The sequence below is a fragment of the Micromonospora lutea genome (assembly GCF_016863535.1).
Classification (GTDB): domain Bacteria; phylum Actinomycetota; class Actinomycetes; order Mycobacteriales; family Micromonosporaceae; genus Micromonospora; species Micromonospora lutea.
In genome coordinates, this window is the sequence record NZ_BOPB01000021.1 from 62,304 (window position 1) to 83,883 (window position 21,580).

A 21,580-nucleotide genomic window follows, 5' to 3' on the forward strand; every position below is an offset into this window, starting at 1 on the left:
CGAGGCGTTCGCCGTTGCGGTCAGCCGCCCGGTCGCGGCTGGAGAGCCGCCACGGTCCGCTGTCGGGCCAGCAGGCAGGAGATGCCGTCGGCGGTCATCGGCCGGCCCAGATGGTAGCCCTGGCCACGGGTGTATCCGAGGTCGCGGAGCACGGCGACCTGCTCGGCGCTCTCGACGCCCTCCGCGACCGTCTCCAGCCCGAGCGCGTGAGCGAGTTGGATCACCGCCCGGGCCACCGCCTGCCGGGCGGCGGCCGCCGCGGCCTGCCCGTCGTCGATCTCGATTCCGTCGACGAAGGACTTGTCGAGCTTCACGATCGAGGCGGGGAAGGCCCGCAGCAGGCTCAGCGACGATTCGCCGGTGCCGAAGTCGTCCAGTGAGAGACGGATCCCCATCCGGTCGAGCTCGAAGAGAGTTCGGGAGACCTGCTGACCACGGAGTACTGCGGACTCGGTCACCTCCAGCACCAGCCGCTCGCATCCCAGCCCGCTCTCGGCGAGCGCGGCCGCCACGTCGGAGACGAAGTCGGGGTCGTGCAGTTGCCGCGCGGAGACGTTCAGGCCCGCCTCCTGGAGTGCGTCCGGCCCGAACTCCCGTGACCACGCCACCGCCTGGCGGCACGTCTCACGCAGCACGAACCGGCCCAGCGGCACGATCAGACCGGTCCGCTCCGCCGCCGGGATGAACTCGGCCGGGCTGACCACGCCGCGACTCGGGTGGTGCCAGCGGACCAGCGCTTCGACCCCGACCAACCGGTTGTCGTCGAGCCGCCGGATCGGCTGGTAGACCACTCGCAGTTCGTTGTGGTCCAGGGCCCGCCGCAGCTCGCCGCCGAGTTGCATGTGCTTCAGCACCGGCTCACCCATGCCGTCCACATAGCGTACGAAGCTCGCTTTTCCGCGTTGCTTGGCCGTGTACATGGCGATGTCGGCGTCCCGCAGCACCGAGTCGACGGTGGCCCCGGGCGCGGCGTCGGCGATGCCGATGCTGGCCTGCACCAGCAGGCGGTGCTGGCTGATCGGGTGGTCGAGCGCGGCGAGCAGCCGACCGGCCAGTTCTTCGGGATCGGCGTCCGCGCCGGTGAGCAGGACGGCGAACTCGTCACCGGCGACCCGTACCGGCAGGCCGTGGTCGCCGACCTCGGCACGCAGCAACTCGGCGACCGAGACGAGCAGCCGATCGCCGACGCCGTGCCCGAGCAGGTCGTTGACGGTCTTGAAGTCGTCCAGATCGACCAGGAGCACCGACGCGGGTGTCGTCGCGGTGAGCGCAGCCGCGAGCCGGTCCCGGAAGAGCACCCGGTTGGCCAGCCCGGTGAGCCCGTCGTGGCTGACCTCGTACTGGAGGCGCTCCTCCTGGATGCGGGTGTTCCGCAGCAGCCGGGCGTTCTCCTGGTAGGCGATGAACTGCCGGGCGCTGACCAGCGCGGTCACCACCACGGCGGCGATCAGGACCACCCGGACCGGCCAGGTCAGGGGGGCGCCGAACGCGACCGCGAGCAGTGGCACGTCGACCGCCACCACGGCCAGGTACGGCAGGAGCATGCCGTGGCGGGCCTGATCGCGCCGGCTACCGAGTTCGGCCCGCCACTGCGCCGTGACGCCGAGGGTGAAGAACACCGGGGTCAGCGGCATCACGATCGCCTGGGAGGGGATGGCGGCGACGTACCCGTACCGGACCGCGAGCACGGCGACGATCCCGGCGGTGACGCCGCCGCTGGCCGCGACGAATCGTAGGGCGACGCGATCCACCGGGCCACCGCAGACGAAGGACACCTTGGTCGCGGCGCCGACCGCGACCAGGAACGCGAGCCCGACCAGCGCCATCGCCTGCGGGCTCCACGGCTCGTCGGCGGCGAGCATCGGGGCCAGCCCGATGTAGCAGAGCAGGGCCGCACAGCCGAGGAACGCGATCATGCGGTCGAGCAGGAGTCGCCATCGCTCGACGCCGCCGGCCTCGACGACGGGCACCCGGGCAACCGCCCAGATGGCGATGACGAATCCGATCGCCACGCAGGCCGCCGCCGGCAACGGCATGCTTCGCGTACGGGCCTCGGCGGGATGCGTCAGCATGTCCAACGCCAACCAGCCGTACCCGATCGTGATGGTGACCGCCGCGACGAGGAGCGCGCGCCAGAAGCGCCGGGTGACCGGGTCGAGGTCGGCGCCGCGGATCAGGTGTACGACGGCCCCGGCGGCGAAGACCCCACCGACGGGAACGAAGGTGTACGCGAGCGCCTCGGTGCCGGCGCCGACCGTGAAGTTCGCGACGCACCAGGCGGCGCCGAGGGCGGCGACCGCGACAGTGGCCTGCACATATCGTCGGGCGATCCGGCTGTTCCTCGTGGTGACCCCGACCGTGGGGCTCGTCGTCGGCCGAAGCGCCACCTGTGTCACGGCACTGACCCTAGTGAGCGGGCAGCGGAACGACATCCTTCATCGGGTGGTTCTTCTACAAAGGATCGGTGCGGCGTTCAGTCGAGTCGACGTTCGATCGGTAGGCGGGACCGGGTCAGCGTGCCGGCGCCGAGCATGGCGACCAGCGGCACCACGGCCAGCAGGCCGAGGATGGACCAGGGGACGACGATCGGGTACGGGTCCGCGCCGGGCCAGGTCCCCAGGTGTGTCCGGTTGATCGCGGTGAGGACGGCGACGACAGCCACCAGGCCGACGGTGATGCCGAGCAGTGACCCGAGTCCGGCGATCACCCCGGACTGATTCAGCGACAGCTTTCGCCGGAGCAGGGGGCTGGCACCGACGGCGGCCAGGATCGACAGGTTGGGTCGACTGTCGGCGGCGGTGAGCCCGGTCGCGATCCCGACCGCGCCGAGGGTGATCAGCCCGGCCGCCACCGTCAGGATGAGCAGGATCGGGTCACCGGACGTCGCCGGGCCCCGCTCCACGCTGACCCTCAGGCCGGAGGCGAGTGCGCTGACCTCGGCGCGGAAGCGGTCCTCCGCCACCGCATCGGGTGCCGGCGCGGCGATCACGAAGCCCCACTGGTGTTCGACGAGCCCGGCGCGGGCCAGCGCCTTCGGCGAGATGATCGTCCGGTCCGAGCCGATCCCGGTGGTGAGGGCGTATCCCGGCAGCGTGAGGGCGGCTGGCTGCTCGGCTGACTTCAGGGGCCCTCCCTGCTTCGGCACCGCCGGCGGCTGCACCGTCACCGTGCCGTCCACCACGTACCGGGCATCGGTGACGACCACGCCGCCGGCCCGCAGCGTGGCGACGGCCCGGGCGAGGTCATCGCCGTGGGCCCCGGTGAGCGGTGCCAGCGCGCTGCCGTCGTCGACGACGAGTCCGACGTGGCTGCGCGAGTACGTCGCCCGTCCCGACCGGCAGCGGGCGTCGGCGCGGGCCTGACGCTGCTCCTGCGAGGTGAGCGGCCGCTGGATGTCGAAGAAGGGGCACAGCTGTCCGGGCGGCAGCACCACCTCGATGAAGGGGTTGGGACAGGTGCCGGGATCCCAGCCACGGCAACCGGGGACGCCGATCTCGGCCACCTCCGTGGCGGCCAGGGTGGTGTCGGCGATCGCGGCGAGCCGCTCGGCCGGGATCTTCCGTTGCTCGGGTCCGAGTGGATTCACCAGGGTCACGTAGCCGGGCGGCGTGCTCGGACGGTAGGCCGCGGCGGACCGGGCGTCGCTGCTGTTCTGGTAGACGCCCAGGCAGACCGTGCCGGCGACGGCGGCCATCACGGCCGAGATCGCCGGAGCCGTCGCCGCCCGGTTACGACTGGCGTCGCGCAGCGCGATCCGTGGTGCCAGCGGCAGATGTTGGCCGAGTCGGGCGAGCAGACCGACCAGGGCCGGGGTGCAGAGCACCAGGCCGAGTTGGGTCAGCACCAGACCGGTCAGCAGCAGGTTCGTCGATACGTGGACGGCGGCGTACGCGGCCAGCCCGCTACCAGCGGTGGTGAGGATGAGACCGAGGAGCACCCACCGCCGCCGCGACCGCGTCGCGCCCCGACGTCCGGTCAGCGCGACGGCCACGTCCTGCCGTGCCGCCACGAAGGCGGGCACCAGTGCCGCGGCCACCCCGGTGAGTACGGCCAACCCGGCGACGGCGAGCAGCGCGAGGGGGAAGATCCGGTACCCACCGGCCCGCGCCTGGGCCAGGTACTCCTCGACGAGGGGGCGTGCGGCGACCGCCAGGGCCGCGCCGACCAGGATGCCGGCGACGGCCCCGACCAGGCCCAGCACCACGCCGTCGGCGAGCACGATCCGGCGGAGATGGGCGGGGCTGCCGCCGTTGGCCGCCACCAGGGCGAGGTCGCGCTGGCGACGCCGGGCACCGATGGCGAACGCCGGCCCGGCCAGCAGCACGATCTGCATGGCGCCGAGCCCGCCGAGCACGACGCCGATGGCGACCGTTCGGGCGTCCAGATCGGATGGCGGGGCCTGCTCCACCGGTGGCGGGTCGAGGGTCACGGCCCGGGAGACCACCAGGATGCCGTCGGCGTTGAGCTGCCGGACCTGGTCCCAACCGACCGGGTCCGGGGCGTCGACCAACCAGGCGCTCGGCGGGTCGGTACGGGCGTTCGGTGGCAGCACCACGGCCTCACCGAGGTTGTCCGGGATCTCCACGATCCCGACCACCGTGAACCGCCGCGATCCCTCGACCAACTCGACGGTCCCACCGAGGTCCACGCCGAGCCGGCGCAGCGCCGCCTCGCTGGCGGTCACCTCGGTCGCGTTGGTCGGCGCGCGCCCCGCCCGCAGGCGTGCCATTCCCTCGGTGATCTGGTCGGCCAGATCCAGCCCGTACGACGGGACGGGGCCGATGCCGTCGGCGGTCCGCCAGTCCCAGAGTTGTTCGTTCCAGACCGGGACGACCCGGCTGCCGGTGGGGAGTGCCGCGGTGACCTTGGCGGTGGTCACCGGCTCGGGATCGCCGCTGGCGCTGCGGTGGAGACCTGTCACGTTCAGCACGTCGCCGGTGGGACTCTGCTCGATGGCGCCCTGGTAGTCCCAGGTCACCCTGGCGTCGGCGGTGCCGAGGGTGCGTTCCAGCCGTTCGCTCGGGGTGAGCTGGAACATGTCGTAGGACGCGGCAGCGAAGCTGAGCGCCAGCACGGGCGTCGCGATCATCGCTGCCACCAGGGCGCTGCGGCCCTTGGCCCGGCGGGTCTCACGCCATGCGATGCGCAGCGCCGTACGCCAGGAGACCAGCGCTTTCGACACGCGTTGCCGGATCATCGGATCGTCCCGTCCAGTAGGCGCTCGGGGTGTTGCAACGGGCCGGAGGTGTCGGTGACCACCCCGTCCTGCATGAACACCACCCGATCGGCCCAGGCCGCGTGTCGCGCCTCGTGGGTGACCAGGATGGCGGCGGCACCGGCGTTCACCCGGGAACGCAGCACCCGGAGCACCGCCTCGCCGGTCTGCGAGTCGAGCGCCCCGGTCGGCTCGTCCGCGAGCACCAGCCGACGCTGGCCGATCAGGGCCCGGGCGATCGCGACCCGCTGCTGCTGGCCGCCGGAGAGTTCGTCGGGGAAGCGTTGGGCGAGGTCGGCCATGCCCACCTCGTCGAGTGCGGCGGCGGCGCGGCGACGGGCCCGGCGTACCGAGGCGCCGTCCAGTTCCAGCGGGAGCGCGACGTTCTCCACCGCGGTGAGGCCGGGCAGCAGGTTGAGGTGTTGGAACACGTAGCCGATCGAGCGCCGACGCAGCGCGGAGAGCCGTGCCCGGTCGAGGGTGTCGAGGCGTTGGCCCTCGACCCACACCTCGCCCCGGGTCGGCCGGTCCAGCCCGCCGGCCAGATTGAGCAGCGTCGACTTACCGGAGCCGGAGGGGCCCATGACGCCGACGAGTTCGCCGGGGCGTACGACGAGGCTGACGCCGCCCAGCGCGGTCACCGTCGTGTCGCCGCTGCCGTGCGTCCGGTACGCGTCGCGGATCTCCAGCAGGTGCGCGGGGCCGCCTGCCGTCGAGCCGGTGTGCCCAGCCTGCGGTGGAGTGGACAGCGGAGGTCGGTGTCCACTCCGCAGGCGAGCGTACGAGGTGCGCGGTTCATCCCAAGCGGTCACGGATACTGAGTATGCATATCGAGTATGCATCGAGCAACAGGTAACCGCCGAAGGCCTCCGATGGAGGGAGGCCGGGCCGGACGGGGTCACGTCGCCGTGGGGCGCAGTTCGGCGAAGTGGCAGGCGGACGGGTGCGGGTCGGCGGCGCGGAGCACCGCCTGCGGGTCCTGGATGGCGCAGATCTCCTGGGCCTTCCAGCAGCGGGTCCGGAAGTGGCAGCCGCTCGGCGGATCGGCCGGGCTCGGCACGTCGCCGCGCAATCGGATGATGGTGCGATGGTCCCGGGCGTCCGGGTCCGGCACCGGTGCCGCCGAGAGCAGTGCCTGGGTGTACGGGTGGGTGGCTCGGTCGTAGATCTCGTCCTCGGTGCCGATCTCCACGATCCGACCCAGGTACATCACCGCGACCCGGTCGGAGATGTGCCGGACCACCGACAGATCGTGCGCGATGAAGATGTAGGACAGTCCCAACTCGTCCTGCAGCTCCTCCAGCAGGTTGATCACCTGGGCCTGGATGGAGACGTCCAGCGCGGAGACCGGCTCGTCGCAGACGATCACCTCGGGACGTAGCGCCAACGCCCGGGCGATGCCGATGCGCTGCCGCTGACCCCCGGAGAACTGGTGCGGATAGCGGTTGATGTGCTCCGGGTTCAGCCCGACGACGTCGAGCAGTTCCTGGACGCGGCGCTGGCGGCTGCCCTTCGGGGCCGCCTCCGGGTGGATCTCGAACGGTTCGCCGATGATGTCGCCGACGGTCATGCGCGGATTCAGCGAGGTGTAGGGGTCCTGCATGACCATCTGCATGTTGCGCCGGATCCGGCGCAACTCGCCGCCGGAGGCGGCGAACAGGTCCTGGCCAGCCAGGGTGGCGCGGCCGGCGGTCGGCTTCTCCAGCCGCATCAGCAACCGGGCCAGGGTGGACTTGCCGCAGCCCGACTCGCCGACGATGCCCAGTGTCTCTCCCCGGCGCAGCTGGAAGCTCACCCCGTCGACCGCCTTGACCGCACCGACCTTCTTCTGGAACAGCACGCCCTGGGTGATCGGGAAATGCTTGACCACGTGGTTGACGTCGAGGATCGTCTCGCCGCGCACCCTGGTGGAGCTAGCTGACGCGGTCATCACGGACCTCCTGGGCGAAGTGGCACGCGCTGGTCCGGCCGTCGTCGAGGACCAGGTCGTGCGGCACCACGTCCACGCAGACCTGCTGCACGTACGGGCACCGGGGGTGGAAGGGGCACCCGCTGGGAATCCGCATCAGGTTGGGCGGCAGGCCGCGGATCGTGGACAGCTTCCCGCCCCGCTGGTCCAGGCGGGGAATCGAGTCCAGCAAACCCTTGGTGTACGGATGGGCAGGTGCCCGGTACAGCGACCGGACATCGGCGTGCTCGACGATCCGGCCGGCGTACATGACCGCGATCCGGTCCGCGACGTCGGCGACCACACCGAGATCGTGCGTGATCAGGATCATCGCCATGTCCAGGTCCCGCCGCAGGTCGGCGAGGAGGTCCATGATCTGGGCCTGCACGGTGACGTCCAGCGCGGTGGTGGGCTCGTCGGCGATGAGCACCTTCGGCTCCATCGCCAGCGCCATCGCGATCATCACCCGCTGCCGCATGCCGCCGGAGAACTGGTGCGGGTAGTCACCGAGACGTTCCGACGCTGCCGGAATCTGCACCAGGTCCATCAGCTCCACCGAGCGGCGGCGGGCGTCCGCGCGGGACATCCCGAGCCGCTGGCGAAGGGTCTCGCCGATCTGCCAGCCGACCGGGAAGACCGGATTCAACGCGGAGAGGGCGTCCTGGAAGATCATCGCGATGTCCCTGCCCCGGATCTGCCGGCGCTGCGCCTCCGGAAGACCCAGCAGATCCTGGCCCTGGTAGCGGATCTCGCCCGAGCTGATGTGCGCCGGCGGGGTGTCCAGGATGCCCATGACGGCCTGGGCGGTGACGGACTTGCCGGAGCCGGACTCGCCCAGCACGGCGAGCGTCTCGCCCGGGTCCAGGTGGTAACTCACCCCGTTGATCACCTTGGCGAGGCCCTCGCCGGTGCGGAACTCGACGTGCAGGTCGCGTACCTCCAGCAGGTGTCCGCCGGGCGGGGTGGGTGAGGCCGGCGTCGGCCGGACGGCGTGCTGACTCACGGTTCCTGCCTTTCGCTCGCGACTGCGGGGCTCGCTGCGCTCACTCCTCGCGCTCGCACGATCCGGTCACCGGAGCTTCGGGTCGAAGGCGTCGCGGATCGCGTCGCCGAGCATGATGAAGGCCAGCACGGTCAGCGCCAGGAAGGTCGACGGGACCACCAGCGGGGTCGCCGATTCCCGCATGTGCACCCGACCGTTGTTGATCTCGATGCCCCAGGAGATGGTCGGCTCCCGCAGCCCGATGCCGAGGAAGGAGAGCGTCGCCTCGGCGGCGATGAACGAGCCGAGCGCGATGGTCAGCACCACGATGGCCGGGGCGAGAGCGTTCGGCAGGATGTGTCGCCACATGATGCGGCCGTTGCCGGCCCCGAGCATCCGGGCCGCGGCCACGTAGTCCTGCTCCCGGGCGGTGATCACCGAGGAACGGACCACCCGGGCAGCGGTGGTCCAGCCGAGCACCGCGAGCACGAAGATGACCGCGGCGATGCGTACCGTGGCGCTGTCGCTGCCGACGCGCTTGAGCAGGACGATCGCGGCCAGCAGCAGCGGGATACCGAGCACGATGTCGATCACTCGGGACAGCACCGCGTCGACCCAGCCGCCGAAGAATCCGGCCAGCATCCCCACGACCAGCGCGATCAGGCCGGTGAACAGGGCCGAGAGCGCGCCCACCTGCAGCGAGGCGCGAGCGCCGTAGACCGCCCGGGCGTACGTGTCGCAGCCCTGGAAGTCGTACCCGAAAATGGCTCCGCCGGAGGGTGCCGCGTGCTGCCGGGACAGTACGCAGTCGGCCGGGTCGTTGCTGGTGAACAGGCCCGGCACGGCGGCCATCGCGGTGACCAGCAGCACCAGGACCAGACTGATCCAGAAGATCGGCTTGCGGCGCAGGTCGCGCCAGGCGTCGCGGGCCAGACTGCGCGGCTTACCGGGTTTGCCCACCTGGTTCGGCGTACCCGGTTCTCCGGAGAGGCCGCGCCGGGCGGCCTGGTTCTCCGACGCCGCCACCGTCTCGAAGTCGCTCACGCCGCCACCCCGCGGTACTCACTCATAGCGGATCCTCGGGTCCAGGACGGCGTACAGGATGTCGACCACCAGGTTGGAGACCAGGTAGACCACGACGAGCACGCTGACGATGCCCACCACCAGTGGGCCGTCCTCGGTGCGGATGCCGCGGAAGAGGTTGAAGCCGACGCCGGGAATGTTGAACACGCCCTCGGTGATGATCGCGCCGCTCATCAGGTTGCCGACCTCGACACCGAGGAAGGTGATCACCGGGATGAGCGAGTTACGCAGCACGTGCACGCTGACCACCCGCCGATTCGGCAGGCCCTTCGACCGCGCGGTGCGCACGTAGTCGGCGCGTAGGTTCTCCGCCACCGAGGTACGGGTCAGCCGCAGCGCGGTGGCCAGGGAGAGCGATCCGAGCACGATGCCCGGTAGCAGCAGCGCGAAGAAGTCGGGATCGGCGCCGGCGGTGGGCGGGAAGAGCTGCCACCTGACCCCCAGGAAGTACTGCGCGAGCGGGGCGAGCACGATGGTGGGGATACCGAGCACCAGCAGGGTCAGCAGCAGGGTGGCATTGTCGAAGATGCTGGCCCGCCGGATGCCGGCGAGCACGCCCGCGGTGACACCGAAGACGACCGCGACCGCGATGGCGATCAGGGCCAGCCTGATCGTGACCGGCCAGGCGGCGGCGAGGATGTCACCGATCGACCGTCCGGTGAGCGACTCGCCCAGGTCGCCCCGGAGCAGATTCGAGATGTAGTCGAAGTACCGGTAGAAGAAGCCACCGACCCCGGTCGCGTCCAGGTGGTACTTCTCGGTGAGGTAGGCCCGCTGTGCGGCGGTGACCGGGCGTTCACCCGCGAGAGCCTGGATCGGATCGCCCTGTCCGGCGAACATCAGGGCGTAGACGATCAGCGTGGTCCCGAAGAACGCCAGGACCATCTGGAGCAGACGCCGCACGATGAAGCGGAACATACTTGGCAGTCTCCCTGAAAAGGGGCGAACCGCGTGGCGGGTCGGGTCACCTCGCGATGACCCGACCCGCCTGCGTGGGTGTTACTTGATGGCCTCGATCTTGACCAGGTTGATCCGGTCGAACAGATCCATCTCGACGCTCTTGACCTTGGTCGAGTGGCCGAAGTTGTTCTGGCCGAACCGCAGCGGCACGACCGGCAGGTCCTCGGCCAGCAGGTCCTCGGCCTCCTGGTACTTCTTGATCGCCTCCTCCTCGCTGGGGGCCTTGGCCCCCTCGGCGAGCAGACGGTCGAAGTCCGGGTTGCGGTAGCCGTAGTAGTTCGAGGAACCGTTGCTGCTGTACAGCGGGCCCAGGTAGTTCTCCATGGACGGGTAGTCCATCACCCAGCCCAGCCGGAACAGGCCGATCGGCTGCTTGTCCTTGACCTTCGTCAGCAGGTCGGCGAACTTCGGCTCGGCGCTGCCGACACAGTCCACGCCCAGGTTGGCCTTGAGCTGATTGCAGGTGGCGTCGATCCAGTCCTTGTGGCCACCATCGCCGTTGTACGACAGGGTGATCTTCGAGGGGCCGCCCGCGGCCTGGTAGAGCGTCTTGGCCTTGGCCGGGTCGAACTCGCCCGCGGCGCCCACGGTGTTCTCCCGGTAGCCGGCGACGGCCGGGGAGACGAACGAGCGGGCCGGCTGCTGCGAGTCCTTGAAGATCGACCGGGTGATCTCATCGCGGTCGATCGCCATCGAGATGGCCTTGCGCACGTCCGGGTTGCTGAACTCATCCTGGAAGGTGGGGAACGCCAGGAAGTGCAGCGACGACGCCGGGCTCTGCAGGAACCGGTCGCCCAGGTCGGTGTCGGCGGTGGAGAGGTTCTCCGTCGGGATGGTCTTGATCACGTCGAGGTTGTCCGACAGCACGTCCGCGTAGGCCGCGGTGAGCTGCTGGTAGATCCGGAACTCGACGCCGGCCACCTTCGGCTGCTCGCCGGGGAAGGCGTCGTACCGCTCGACCTCGACCTTGGCGTCGTGCTGCCAGGTGCCCTTCATCTTGAACGGGCCCTGGCCGATCGGCGCCTGCTCATAGCCCTCGGCCAGGGTGCCGGGCGCGGAGAACGCGGCCTTCGGCAGCGGGTAGAAGGCGGTGTAGCCGAGCATCGCCTTGAACTCGCTGTACGGCTGGGACAGCGCGACGGTGAAGGTCAGGTCGTCGACCTTCTTCAGTCCGCTGAGCGTCTCGGCCTTCGGGCTCTCGCCCTGCAGGTCGTCGTAGCCGGCGATCTTCTCGAAGAAGTAGCTGGAGTTCTGGCCGTTCGGGGCGTACGCGCCGTAGTTCCAGGCGTCGATGTAGCTGTCGGCGGTGACCGCCTCGCCGTTGTGGAAGGTGTAACCGTCCTTGAGCTTGATCGTCCAGGTGGTGTTGTCCTCGGACGTGATCGACTCGGCGGCCACCTCGTACGGCTTGTGAGCCTCGTCGTAGTCGACCAGCGGGCTGAACAGGGCGGCGAGCACCTGGGAACCGCTCGTCTCGTTCGTGTTGGTCGGCACCAGGTGCTGCGGCTCGGCGATCTCGATCCGCACGGCCGCGTTGGGGTCGCTCTCGCCGGATCCACCGTCGCCGCCCGAGCCGCAGGCCACCAGGCCCAGGGTCACCGCGAGCGGGAGGGCGGTCCAGGCGGCGAGCCTACGAACACGCATCTAGCCTCCTCATCTCCATTACGCTGCGCAATCGGGCCCGGCATTGGGTAACGCTGCGCAACGATCGGCAACGGTAGGTCGTATGCCGCGAGTCGGCAACGTAGCGGTTGCGAAGGAGTAACGGAACGCCACCCCGGCCTTGTCGGGCTGATGGCTGCGTGCTACGCGCACTGTCGCGATTACGCCCTGACGTGCAGAGATGTGGCTGGTTTGGGTGGGTCAGGGGTCGGCGGGGGTGGCGTGGGGGCGGCTCGTCATGATCACCAAATTGTGGGTCTTCGTGCCTTGGCGTCCGGAACTGCTGTGGGGCGCTCCACATTACGTCACTCTGCGTGAGTAACAACACTTCACGCAAAGTAGTCTGTGTGGTCGGGTCGTCGGGTCGTCGAGGGCGGGGGAGTCGGTGACGACGGGCGTGAGACGATCTGCTGGTGACGGCGACGCTTCTGGACGGCAAGGCGACCGCGGCCGAAATCAAGGACGAGCTGCGGGCGCGGGTCAAGGCGCTGGCGGAACGGGGCACCGTACCCGGACTCGGCACGGTGCTGGTCGGGTCCGATCCCGGCTCCCAGGCGTACGTCAACGGCAAGCACCGGGACTGTGCCGAGGTCGGCATCGCCTCGATCCGCCGGGAGTTGCCGGCCGACGCCAGCCAGGAGCAGGTCGACCGGGTCCTCACCGAGCTGAACGCCGACCCGTCCTGTCACGGCTACATCGTCCAGCTGCCGTTGCCGGCCCACCTGGACACGCAGCGGGTGCTGGAACTGATCGACCCGGACAAGGACGCTGACGGCCTGCACCCGGTCAACCTGGGTCGGCTGGTGCTCGGCTACGACGCGCCGCTGCCCTGCACCCCGCGCGGCATCGTGGAACTGCTCCGCCGGCACGACGTCCCGCTGCGCGGTGCCAACGTGGCGGTGGTAGGCCGGGGCAACACCGTCGGACGCCCGTTGGGGCTCCTGCTGACGCGGCGTAGCGAGAACGCCACGGTCGTCCTCTGCCACACCGGCACCCTCGACCTGGCCGCGCACACCCGAGCCGCCGACATCGTCATCGTGGCGGCGGGCGTACCCGGTCTGCTCACCGCGGACATGGTCAGCCCGGGCGCGGTCGTGGTCGACGTGGGCATCACCCGCGTGATCGGCCCGGACGGCAAGGGCCGCTACACCGGTGACGTGGACCCGCAGGTCGCCGAGGTGGCCGGCAAGCTGGTGCCGATGCCCGGCGGGGTCGGGCCGATGACCCGCGCCATGCTGCTCAGCAACGTCGTGGAGCGGGCCGAACGCGGCTGAGTCGCAAGGAAGGGCCCCTTCTTAACGGCTCCGGTAGAGCAGGGGCCCCTTCTTAACGCTCGGGGCGTAAGCGGAATGAAAACCCCGGAGTGCTCATAATCGTCCGCCCCTGGCCCGCTCGGTGCCAGGATGGCTGATACGGTCCGGAAAACCGACTGGCATCAGGGAGTGGGACGACCATGGGTAAGAAGGTCACTGTCGTCGGGGCTGGTTTCTACGGCTCCACCACCGCGCAGCGCCTGGCCGAGTACGACGTCTTCGACACCGTCGTGATCACCGACATCATCGAGGGAAAGCCCGCCGGTATCGCCCTCGACCTCAACCAGTCGCGTGCTGTGGAGGGCTTCGAGACCAAGGTCGTCGGCGTCACGACCGGTCCGAACGGTGAGGGCTACGAGGGTATCGAGGGCTCGGACGTGGTCGTCATCACCGCCGGCCTGCCGCGCAAGCCCGGGATGAGCCGGATGGACCTGCTGGAGACCAACGCCAAGATCGTGCGTCAGGTCGCCGAGAACGTCGCCAAGTACGCCCCGAACGCCGTCGTCATCGTGGTCTCCAACCCGCTCGACGAGATGACCGCGCTGGCCCAGATCGCGACCCAGTTCCCGCACCACCGGGTGCTCGGCCAGGCCGGCATGCTGGACACCGCCCGGTTCACCAACTTCGTGGCGGAGGCGCTGGACGTGCCGGTGAAGTCGGTACGCACCCTCACCCTCGGCTCGCACGGCGACACCATGGTTCCGGTTCCGTCGAAGAGCACCGTCAACGGCAAGCCGCTGCGTGAGGTCATGCCGGCCGAGCAGATCGAGGACCTGGTCGTGCGTACCCGCAACGGTGGCGCCGAGGTGGTGGCGCTGCTGAAGACCGGGTCGGCGTACTACGCCCCCTCGGCGGCGGCGGCCCGGATGGCGAAGGCCGTGGCGGAGGACTCCGGCGACGTCATGCCGGTCTGCGCCTGGGTCGACGGCGAGTACGGCATCTCCGGTGTCTACCTGGGTGTGGAGGCCGAGATCGGCGCCCAGGGCATCAAGCGCGTGGTGCAGACCGACCTCGACGCCGACGAGCTGGCCGCGCTCAAGGAGGCCGCCGAGGCCGTCCGCGCCAAGCAGTCCGACGTCGCCAACATGTGATCCACTCCCTGCCGAGCGCCCCACGACCCCGGGTCGTGGGGCGCTCGGCGTTACGGCGGCATCAACCGTCGGTGTCCGTGCCGGGTCCGGCCTCGATCAGCACGCCGAGCCCGTCGAGCACCTGCGCCAACAGCGGGGCGTCGCCGCCCACCACTGGTCATCGGTCCAGGCGCTGTCCCGATTGGCGGACCGCGCCTCGGCCGCCGTTCGGGACGCGGCCCGGACGAAGTCGAGGACGTAGGTCAACAACGGCGTCCCGGGCCACATCGTCCAGGCCGGTGTCGTCGAAGGCGCGCAGTTCGTACTCGTACCTCGCCATCTGGCCCGGCCCCAGCGGCGGTCGGCCGGTGGCGACCTCGGCCGCCCAGGGGTGGGCGGTGAAGAGGTTCCGGTTGTCGGCCGCTACCGCCGCCACCCGCGCTCGCGGGTTGTCCGAGCGGTCCGGGCCGCTGGCTGATCCGACAGGTGGTGTGCGCCGGGTCCGGTGGGGTATTGCTTCGCCGACCCGGCGCACTGCCATGCCTGCGGCCTGCCGGCGTGGGTCGACCGGTGGGCGCGACGTTCCTCGTCCGAGCCGATCCAGTACGCTCGTACTGCTTGAGCATGTCCCCTGAGAGGAGCGCCGGCCGATGGCGAAGATCAAGGTAAACAACCCGGTCGTGGAGCTCGACGGCGACGAGATGACCCGGATCATCTGGAAGCAGATCCGGGAGCAGCTGATCCTGCCCTACCTCGACGTCGACCTGCACTACTACGACCTCTCGATCCAGCACCGCGACGCCACCGACGACCAGGTGACCATTGACGCCGCCAACGCCATCTCCGAGCACGGCGTCGGCGTCAAGTGCGCCACCATCACCCCGGACGAGGCGCGGGTGGAGGAGTTCGGCCTGAAGAAGATGTGGCGGTCGCCGAACGGCACCATCCGCAACATCCTCGGCGGCGTCGTCTTCCGTGAGCCGATCATCATGTCCAACGTGCCGCGGCTGGTCCCCGGCTGGACCAAGCCGATCATCATCGGCCGGCACGCCCACGGCGACCAGTACAAGGCCACCGACTTCGTGGTTCCCGGCCCGGGCACGGTGACCATCACCTACACGCCCGCCGACGGCTCGCAGCCGGTCGAGATGGAGGTCGCCAACTTCCCCGGCGGCGGCATCGCGATGGGCATGTACAACTTCGACGAGTCGATCCGGGACTTCGCCCGGGCCTCGTTCCGCTACGGCCTGGACCGCAACTACCCGGTCTACATGTCGACCAAGAACACCATCCTCAAGGCGTACGACGGCCGGTTCAAGGACATCTTCGCCGAGGTGTTCGAGAACGAGTTCAAGGCCGAGTTCGACGCCGCCGGCCTCACCTACGAGCACCGGCTCATCGACGACATGGTCGCCGCCGCGCTCAAGTGGGAGGGCGGCTACGTCTGGGCCTGCAAGAACTACGACGGTGACGTGCAGTCCGACACCGTCGCCCAGGGCTTCGGCTCGCTCGGCCTGATGACCTCGGTCCTGCTCTCGCCCGACGGGCGCACCGTCGAGGCCGAGGCCGCCCACGGCACGGTCACCCGGCACTACCGGCAGTGGCAGAAGGGCGAGAAGACCTCGACCAACCCGATCGCCTCGATCTACGCCTGGACCCGTGGCCTGGCCCACCGGGGCAAGCTGGACAACACCCCGGCGGTCAGCGAGTTCGCCAACACCCTGGAGCAGGTCATCGTCGACACCGTCGAGGGCGGCCAGATGACCAAGGACCTCGCGCTGCTCATCTCGCGGGACGCTCCGTGGCAGACCACCGACGAGTTCATGAACACGCTCGACGAGAACCTGGCACGCCGTCTCGCTGCCTGAGGGGGACCGGCGGGCGGCGTGTCGCGGCAGGACGCGCCAGCCGGCGTCACCTCGTCCGGCGCGCCTCGTTGACCTGGGTGGACGAGATGCCAGTCCCGTCCTGGAAGGTTGACCGTCGCCACCGCGCGGCACGCGTGCCCAGCAGCCAGCCTTCCCGGCTGTCGAGTACAGCCAGCCGTCCCTTCCCCGCGGGGGGCCCTGTCCCGGGCCCCCCGCGCCCTGCTGCGCTCAGTGGGCTGTTAACAAGGGGCCCTTCCTCTACCGCAGGCGTTAATAAGGGGCCCTTCCTTTCAGCAGGGCGGCGGCCTGCTCCGGGGCGATGTCGTTGATGAAGACCCCCATCGCCGACTCCGAGCCGGCCAGGTACTTCAGCTTGTCCGCCGCCCGTCGGATGCTGAACAGTTGCAGGTGCAGATGTCCCAGCTCGCGATCGACGCGTACCGGCGCCTGGTGCCAGGCGGCGATGTAGGGCATGGGCGTGCCGAACAACCCGTCGAAGCGGCGGAGCAGATCCAGGTAGAGCGGCCCGAACGCGTCGCGTTCCGCGTCGGTCAACGCCGGGATGTCCGGCACTACCCGGTGCGGCGCGATGTGCACCTCGAACGGCCACCGGGCGGCTGCCGGGACGTACGCCGTCCAGTGCTGGTTGGTCGCCACCACCCGCTCGCCGCTGGCGCGCTCGGCGGCCAGCACGTCGGCGTAGAGATTGCCACCGCCGGTGCGCTCGGCGTGTCGACGGGCCGCGTCCAGCAGCGACCGGGTCCGTGGGGTGACGAACGGATACGCGTAGACCTGACCGTGTGGGTGGTGCAGCGTCACCCCGATCTCCACGCCCCGGTTCTCGAAGCAGAACACCTGCTCGACGTCGGGCAGCCCGCCGAGCACTGTGGTCCGGTCGGCCAGCGCGTCCAGCACGGTACGCACCCGGCTCGGCGGCAGCGTGGCGAAGGAAGCATCGTGGTCGTCGGTGAAACAGACCACCTCGCAGCGCCCCTGTCCCGGTCGGACCGCGGTGAACGGGGTGATCGCCGCCGGCTCCGCCACCACCCGTTCGCTGAGCGCCGGGAACCGGTTCTCGAAGACCGCGACCGCGTACTCCGGGGCCGGGATCTCGCTGAGTCGCTCCGCCGTCGAGGGGCAGAGCGGGCACTGGTCGGCGGGAGGAAGGAAGGTCCGGGTCTGCCGGTGTATCGCCAGCGCCACCCACTCGTCGGTGAGGGGGTCGTAGCGAAGTTGGGAGGCCGGTGGGGGAGGTGGCAGCGGGCGTCGGTCCGGCTGGTCCCGGACGGCGTCGTCGCGCTCGTCGAAGTAGATCAGTTCGCGGCCGTCGGCCAGGCTGATCGCCGTACGCTTCATCGTGGTGTCCCGCCTCGGGGTGTTGGTACGACGATCAGCTCGCCGACCCGGTCAGTGAGCAGTCGTCGAGCATCCGGCGTCAGCCGGTCATCGGTGATCAGGACGTCGGCCGTACCCAGGTCCGTGATGGCCGAGATCCCGACCGTTCCCCACTTGGTGTGGTCGGCGAGCACCACCAGCCGGTCCGCCGCCGCGACCAGCGCCCGGTTCGTCTCGGCCTCGGTCAGGTTCGGAGTGGTGAAACCGGTCCGCTCGGTTATCCCGTGCACGCCGAGGAAGAGCAGATCCAGGTGCAGGGTACGGATGGCGCCAACGGCCAACGGCCCAACCAGGGCGTCGGAGGGGGTGCGTACCCCGCCGGTCAGCACCACCGTCTGGTCGGCGTGGCCCCGCTCGTGCAGGATGTCGGCGACCCGCAGCGAGTTGGTCACCACGGTCAGGGCCGGCACGTCGACCAGATGCCGGGCCAGTTCGGCGGTGGTGGTGCCGGCGGAGAGCGCGATCGCCGACCCGGGCCGGACCAGTTGCGCGGCACGCGCCGCGATGGCCGTCTTCTCGGCCTGCTGACGCACCGACTTCACCCGGAATCCCGGCTCGTCGGTGACGCCGGCGACGGTGGCACCGCCGTGCACCTTGGCGAGCAGGCCACGTTCGTGCAGCAGATCCAGGTCGCGGCGGATGGTCATGTCGGAGACGCCGAACTCGGCCGCCAGCTCACCGACCCGCGCGGCGCCGGTCGCCCGGACGCGGTCGAGGATCGCCGCGTGGCGCTGCTGCGCGAGCATCGGACCCTTCCGCATCTCACCTGAACGAACACATCCGATCAGAAACAAACATTAGCGCCCAGGTTCGAGCACCGGAAGAGCGAGTGCTCGATATCAGTGCGGGGGCAGGCGAGGCTCCACCCAACCGGTCTCGGTGAGATGGTGCAGGACCCGCTGCACCGCCTCGTCGACGGTGATGTCGGTGGTGTCCAGCACCAGATCCGCGTCGGTCGGCTCCTCGTACGGGTCGTCGATGCCGGTCATTCCGGTGAGCAGCCCCGCCCGGGCCCGGGCGTACAGACCCTTGCGGTCGCGTCGCTCGCAGATCTCGAGCGGCGTGGCGACGTGCACCAGCACGAATCCGGCGCCCGCCGCCGTCGCCATCTCCCGGGCGGTCGCCCGGGCCTGGGCGTACGGGGCGATCGGGCAGCAGATGCCGATCCCGTGGTGCCGGGCGATCTCGGCGGCGACCCAGCCGATCCGGCGCACGTTGGTGTCCCGGTCGGCCTTGCTGAAACCCAGCCCGGCGGTCAACTCGCGGCGCACCACGTCACCGTCGAGCAGGGTGACCGTGCGCTCGCCCTCCTCGCGCAGCGCGTCGGCGAGCCCTCGGGCGACTGTCGACTTGCCGGAACCGGAGAGCCCGGTCAGGAACACCACCAGGCCACGGTGCCGCCGGGGCGGCCGGGCCCGGCTCAGCTCCTTCGCCACTGCTGGAGGGGTGTGCCACTCGGGCAGCGGGAAGCCCCGGTCCAGCAGATCGTCGATCTCCGCCTGGCTCAGCGCCAGCCGCCGGTTGCGGGGCGGGATGTCATCGCGCCAGCGCCACTGGCCGTCCCGATTGTCGTAGGCCAACTCGCGGGGCACCAGCACCCGCAGCCCGGCGCCGGAGAGCATCTCGCCGGTGGAGAGCAGGTGCGTCACGCCGTACGCGGCGGAGACCCGGGCCAACAGCAGGGCATCACTGATCTCGTCACGTCGCCGGGAGAACGGCACGGTGACCAGGGTCGCCGGTGGCATCCGGTCCCGCGCGGCGAACACGCTGCGTACCAGCGCCTCCGGCGGAAGCGCACCGGTGCCGTCCTCGCCCACCGGGATCATGATCAGCAGATGGGCGCTCAGGGTGCGTACCGCGTGCGCGATCTGGGCCAGTTGCGGCCGGTGCAGCGGACGGTCGGCGACCACCCCGAGCACCCGGCCGGGCGGCAGCAACGCCCGGATCTCCTCGGGCGTACGCCGCAATCGCCGGAACGGGCCGTGCCCGCCGTCGCCCAACCGGTGCACGGTGCCACCGACCCCGGCCACTCCGTCCCGGATCGTCCAGGCGTCGGTGACCTCCAGGGCTGCCATCGGCGCACCTTCACCGTCGGTGAGGACGAGCGTCCGCCGCTCCGGGTCGGTGAGGTCGAGTTGCTGCACCAGCGTCGCGGGCACCTGGAGGGAGACGGCGACCGGCCAGGACGCCCCGTCGACGAGCCGACCCCGGCGACTGACCGAGACCAGGTCAGCCCGGGTCATGAAGCCGGCCAGCGGCGCGTAGGCACCGATCAGCAGCAACTCCAGATCCGCGAGTTCGCCAGGACGCGGCGTGTACGTCGGCGCCTCCCGCAGCACCTCGTCGGGCAGCACCCACCCGTTGCTCATCAGACCCCCAACTCCGGCGACCGGCACACAGTTTCGCAGCCGGTCGCCGATCGGTCGAGGCCGCCACCACGCACACCTTACGAAGTGCGAACCGGCTGCCCGGCGCTGCGGCCGAGTCGTTGCCGCACGGCCCGCTTCAGGCGTTGCCACGGCCCGGTCCGGGGAGCAGGCGGAGCGGGACGCGGCGGCGGACGCTTGTCGACCACCAGCGGACGGTCGCCGTCGGCGGCACACGACACCGCCAGCGGCAGTGTCGCGTCGACCTCGCACCCGGAACCGGTGAGCCGCACCTTGAGAAGCCATTCGCCCTGGGTACGGCCGCCGTTCAGGGTGCGGAAGTCGGTTGTCGTCCGCCCCCGCCACATCAGGCGCAGCCCGCCCCATCGATGCGGTACGCGATCCACCTCGAAACTCACCGGCAGGTAGAACTCCTCGCCGTCGACGACCCGCCGGGCGACCACGTCGAGCCGGGGTCGACGCAGCTCGTCGGTGCCCGCCCGCAACTCGTCCGAGCAGTCGAGCAACTCGGCCGGGACCTTCTCGATCGGCAGGGCCAGCAGGTCCCGACCGTCCGGGGTGTGGTCGTACGAGACGGGTCGGTCCCCGGCGCGGAGTCGGCCGGTGACCGTCACGGTCAGCGTGTGGTCCGTCAGTTCGTACGTCTTGAGCCGGACCCTCGCCTGGATGTCGGCCTCCCACTCGGCGATGCGGAACAGGTCCTCGACGCGTCCCCGTTCGGCCAGGCCGGCGATGGTCCGTTCCAACGTCGGCAGCCCGGCGGCCACCCCCGGCGCGAAGCGCTCCCGGATGGTCCGCCCGACCTCCGCCGCCACCTGGTCGACCCAGTCTCGGGGCGCGTCGCGCAACGGGGTGCCACGCAGCCGGCGGACCATCTCGATCCGCAACCAGCGTTGGTGCAACCGATCACGGAACGGACCCGGCTCGGTGTGTGCGTCGACGATGTCGAGAACCTCACGCAGGCTGCGGAAGTAGGCCTCCGGCTCGATCCGTGCCGCGGTGAGGTTGTCGCCGTCGGGGCGTCGGGAGTGGTGATAGCAGGTGTGGTCGGCCAGCACACAGGTGCGGCGGGAGAGGAGGTAGGCGCGGGTGACCAGGTGATGATCCTCCAGCCGTTTGCGACCCTCCTCCGGGAACCGCAGGTCGTGCTCTGACAGGAACGCCCGGCGGAACATCTTGTGGCAGGTGAGGCTCTCCATCAGCGGTGCGTCGGCAAGCGTGGCGTCGGGCCGGTTGACCCGGAACAGTTCGCGGGGCACCGAGCGGCCATGGCCGGCCATCCTGCCGATGGCGATGTCCGCGCCGTTCTCCGCCGCGTATCCGTACAGCCGGGCCAGGGCTTCGTCGGCGAGCCAGTCGTCGTCGTCGACGAACTGGACGTACTCACCGCTGGCCCGTGCCACGCCCAGGTTGCGCGGGCGCGACGGCCAGCCGGCATGCTTGGTGTGCAGCACGTGGAAGTGCGGATGGGTGGCGGCCAGGGCGTCGAGTCGGGCCGGCGTGGCGTCGGTGGAACCGTCGTCGACGAAGATCACTTCGAACTCACTCGCCGGTAGCGACTGACGCAGTAGCGACGCGACGAGCCGGTCCAGACAGTCGCCGGGGTTGTACGTCGGCACCACCACACTCACCTTGAGGGCATCAGCGGTCATGGTTCTCCCGTCACCCGGCGTGCCGCCGCCTGAGGCGGACGATGA

General features: G+C 70.3%; 16 protein-coding genes. 3 read left to right on the forward strand and 13 right to left on the reverse strand.

Annotated elements, in window-relative coordinates; genetic code table 11:
* Positions 1 to 20 precede the first annotated feature (20 nt).
* The 8 genes from Vlu01_RS18675 to Vlu01_RS18710 form a co-directional block, all read right to left on the reverse strand.
* Positions 21 to 2,396, reverse strand: a complete 2,376-nt coding sequence (locus Vlu01_RS18675) for a putative bifunctional diguanylate cyclase/phosphodiesterase (protein ID WP_239095983.1) — start codon at positions 2,394 to 2,396, stop codon at positions 21 to 23.
* A gap of 77 nt (positions 2,397 to 2,473) precedes the next feature.
* Positions 2,474 to 5,197, reverse strand: a complete 2,724-nt coding sequence (locus tag Vlu01_RS18680) for an FtsX-like permease family protein (protein ID WP_204001251.1) — start codon at positions 5,195 to 5,197, stop codon at positions 2,474 to 2,476.
* Positions 5,194 to 5,964 (reverse strand): ABC transporter ATP-binding protein, encoded by a 771-nt coding sequence (locus tag Vlu01_RS18685; protein WP_373307450.1) that lies wholly within the window; start codon positions 5,962 to 5,964, stop codon positions 5,194 to 5,196. Before Vlu01_RS18685 ends, Vlu01_RS18680 begins: the two co-directional genes overlap by 4 nt.
* 149 nt (positions 5,965 to 6,113) lie before the next feature.
* The gene (locus Vlu01_RS18690) at positions 6,114 to 7,145 is read right to left on the reverse strand and encodes an ABC transporter ATP-binding protein (protein ID WP_204001256.1); all 1,032 of its coding nucleotides are present in this window, start codon (positions 7,143 to 7,145) and stop codon (positions 6,114 to 6,116) included.
* Entirely contained in the window at positions 7,129 to 8,166 is a 1,038-nt protein-coding gene (locus Vlu01_RS18695; protein WP_204001258.1) for an ABC transporter ATP-binding protein, read from the reverse strand. Before Vlu01_RS18695 ends, Vlu01_RS18690 begins: the two co-directional genes overlap by 17 nt.
* A 66-nt stretch (positions 8,167 to 8,232) precedes the next feature.
* Complete coding sequence (locus Vlu01_RS18700; RefSeq protein ID WP_204001260.1) at positions 8,233 to 9,189, reverse strand: ABC transporter permease; 957 nt, start codon at positions 9,187 to 9,189, stop codon at positions 8,233 to 8,235.
* 18 nt (positions 9,190 to 9,207) lie between these two features.
* Positions 9,208 to 10,146: an ABC transporter permease gene (locus Vlu01_RS18705; RefSeq protein ID WP_204001262.1), complete on the reverse strand. Its 939-nt coding sequence runs from the start codon at positions 10,144 to 10,146 to the stop codon at positions 9,208 to 9,210.
* 81 nt (positions 10,147 to 10,227) lie between these two features.
* Positions 10,228 to 11,832 carry a peptide ABC transporter substrate-binding protein gene (locus tag Vlu01_RS18710; RefSeq protein WP_204001264.1) on the reverse strand — a complete coding sequence of 535 codons (1,605 nt, stop codon included), beginning with the start codon at positions 11,830 to 11,832 and terminating at the stop codon, positions 10,228 to 10,230.
* Between the two features lie 431 nt (positions 11,833 to 12,263).
* Between Vlu01_RS18710 and Vlu01_RS18715 the strand changes: the two genes are divergently transcribed.
* Together Vlu01_RS18715 and Vlu01_RS18720 are read left to right on the forward strand one after the other, a co-directional pair.
* Positions 12,264 to 13,124: a bifunctional methylenetetrahydrofolate dehydrogenase/methenyltetrahydrofolate cyclohydrolase gene (locus Vlu01_RS18715; RefSeq protein ID WP_204001266.1), complete on the forward strand. Its 861-nt coding sequence runs from the start codon at positions 12,264 to 12,266 to the stop codon at positions 13,122 to 13,124.
* A 179-nt stretch (positions 13,125 to 13,303) separates the two neighbouring features.
* Positions 13,304 to 14,254, forward strand: coding sequence for a malate dehydrogenase (locus Vlu01_RS18720; protein ID WP_204001268.1), 951 nt, complete (start codon positions 13,304 to 13,306; stop codon positions 14,252 to 14,254).
* A 157-nt stretch (positions 14,255 to 14,411) separates the two neighbouring features.
* Here Vlu01_RS18720 and Vlu01_RS27965 read toward each other — a convergent pair whose 3' ends face one another.
* Entirely contained in the window at positions 14,412 to 14,948 is a 537-nt protein-coding gene (locus tag Vlu01_RS27965) for a TetR/AcrR family transcriptional regulator C-terminal domain-containing protein (RefSeq protein WP_373307442.1), read from the reverse strand.
* Between Vlu01_RS27965 and Vlu01_RS18730 the strand changes: the two genes are divergently transcribed.
* Entirely contained in the window at positions 14,884 to 16,101 is a 1,218-nt protein-coding gene (locus tag Vlu01_RS18730) for an NADP-dependent isocitrate dehydrogenase (protein ID WP_204001271.1), read from the forward strand. The genes Vlu01_RS27965 and Vlu01_RS18730 overlap by 65 nt on opposite strands.
* A 270-nt stretch (positions 16,102 to 16,371) precedes the next feature.
* Here Vlu01_RS18730 and galT read toward each other — a convergent pair whose 3' ends face one another.
* From galT to Vlu01_RS18750, 4 genes are all read right to left on the reverse strand, one after another.
* Positions 16,372 to 17,457 carry a galactose-1-phosphate uridylyltransferase gene (galT, locus tag Vlu01_RS18735; RefSeq protein ID WP_204001274.1) on the reverse strand — a complete coding sequence of 362 codons (1,086 nt, stop codon included), beginning with the start codon at positions 17,455 to 17,457 and terminating at the stop codon, positions 16,372 to 16,374.
* Complete coding sequence (locus Vlu01_RS18740) at positions 17,454 to 18,242, reverse strand: DeoR/GlpR family DNA-binding transcription regulator (RefSeq protein ID WP_204001277.1); 789 nt, start codon at positions 18,240 to 18,242, stop codon at positions 17,454 to 17,456. Before Vlu01_RS18740 ends, galT begins: the two co-directional genes overlap by 4 nt.
* A 93-nt stretch (positions 18,243 to 18,335) precedes the next feature.
* Positions 18,336 to 19,865 carry an adenylyl-sulfate kinase gene (gene cysC, locus Vlu01_RS18745; protein ID WP_204001280.1) on the reverse strand — a complete coding sequence of 510 codons (1,530 nt, stop codon included), beginning with the start codon at positions 19,863 to 19,865 and terminating at the stop codon, positions 18,336 to 18,338.
* A 77-nt stretch (positions 19,866 to 19,942) separates the two neighbouring features.
* Positions 19,943 to 21,535 (reverse strand): glycosyltransferase family 2 protein, encoded by a 1,593-nt coding sequence (locus tag Vlu01_RS18750; protein WP_204001282.1) that lies wholly within the window; start codon positions 21,533 to 21,535, stop codon positions 19,943 to 19,945.
* Positions 21,536 to 21,580: the final 45 nt, after the last annotated feature.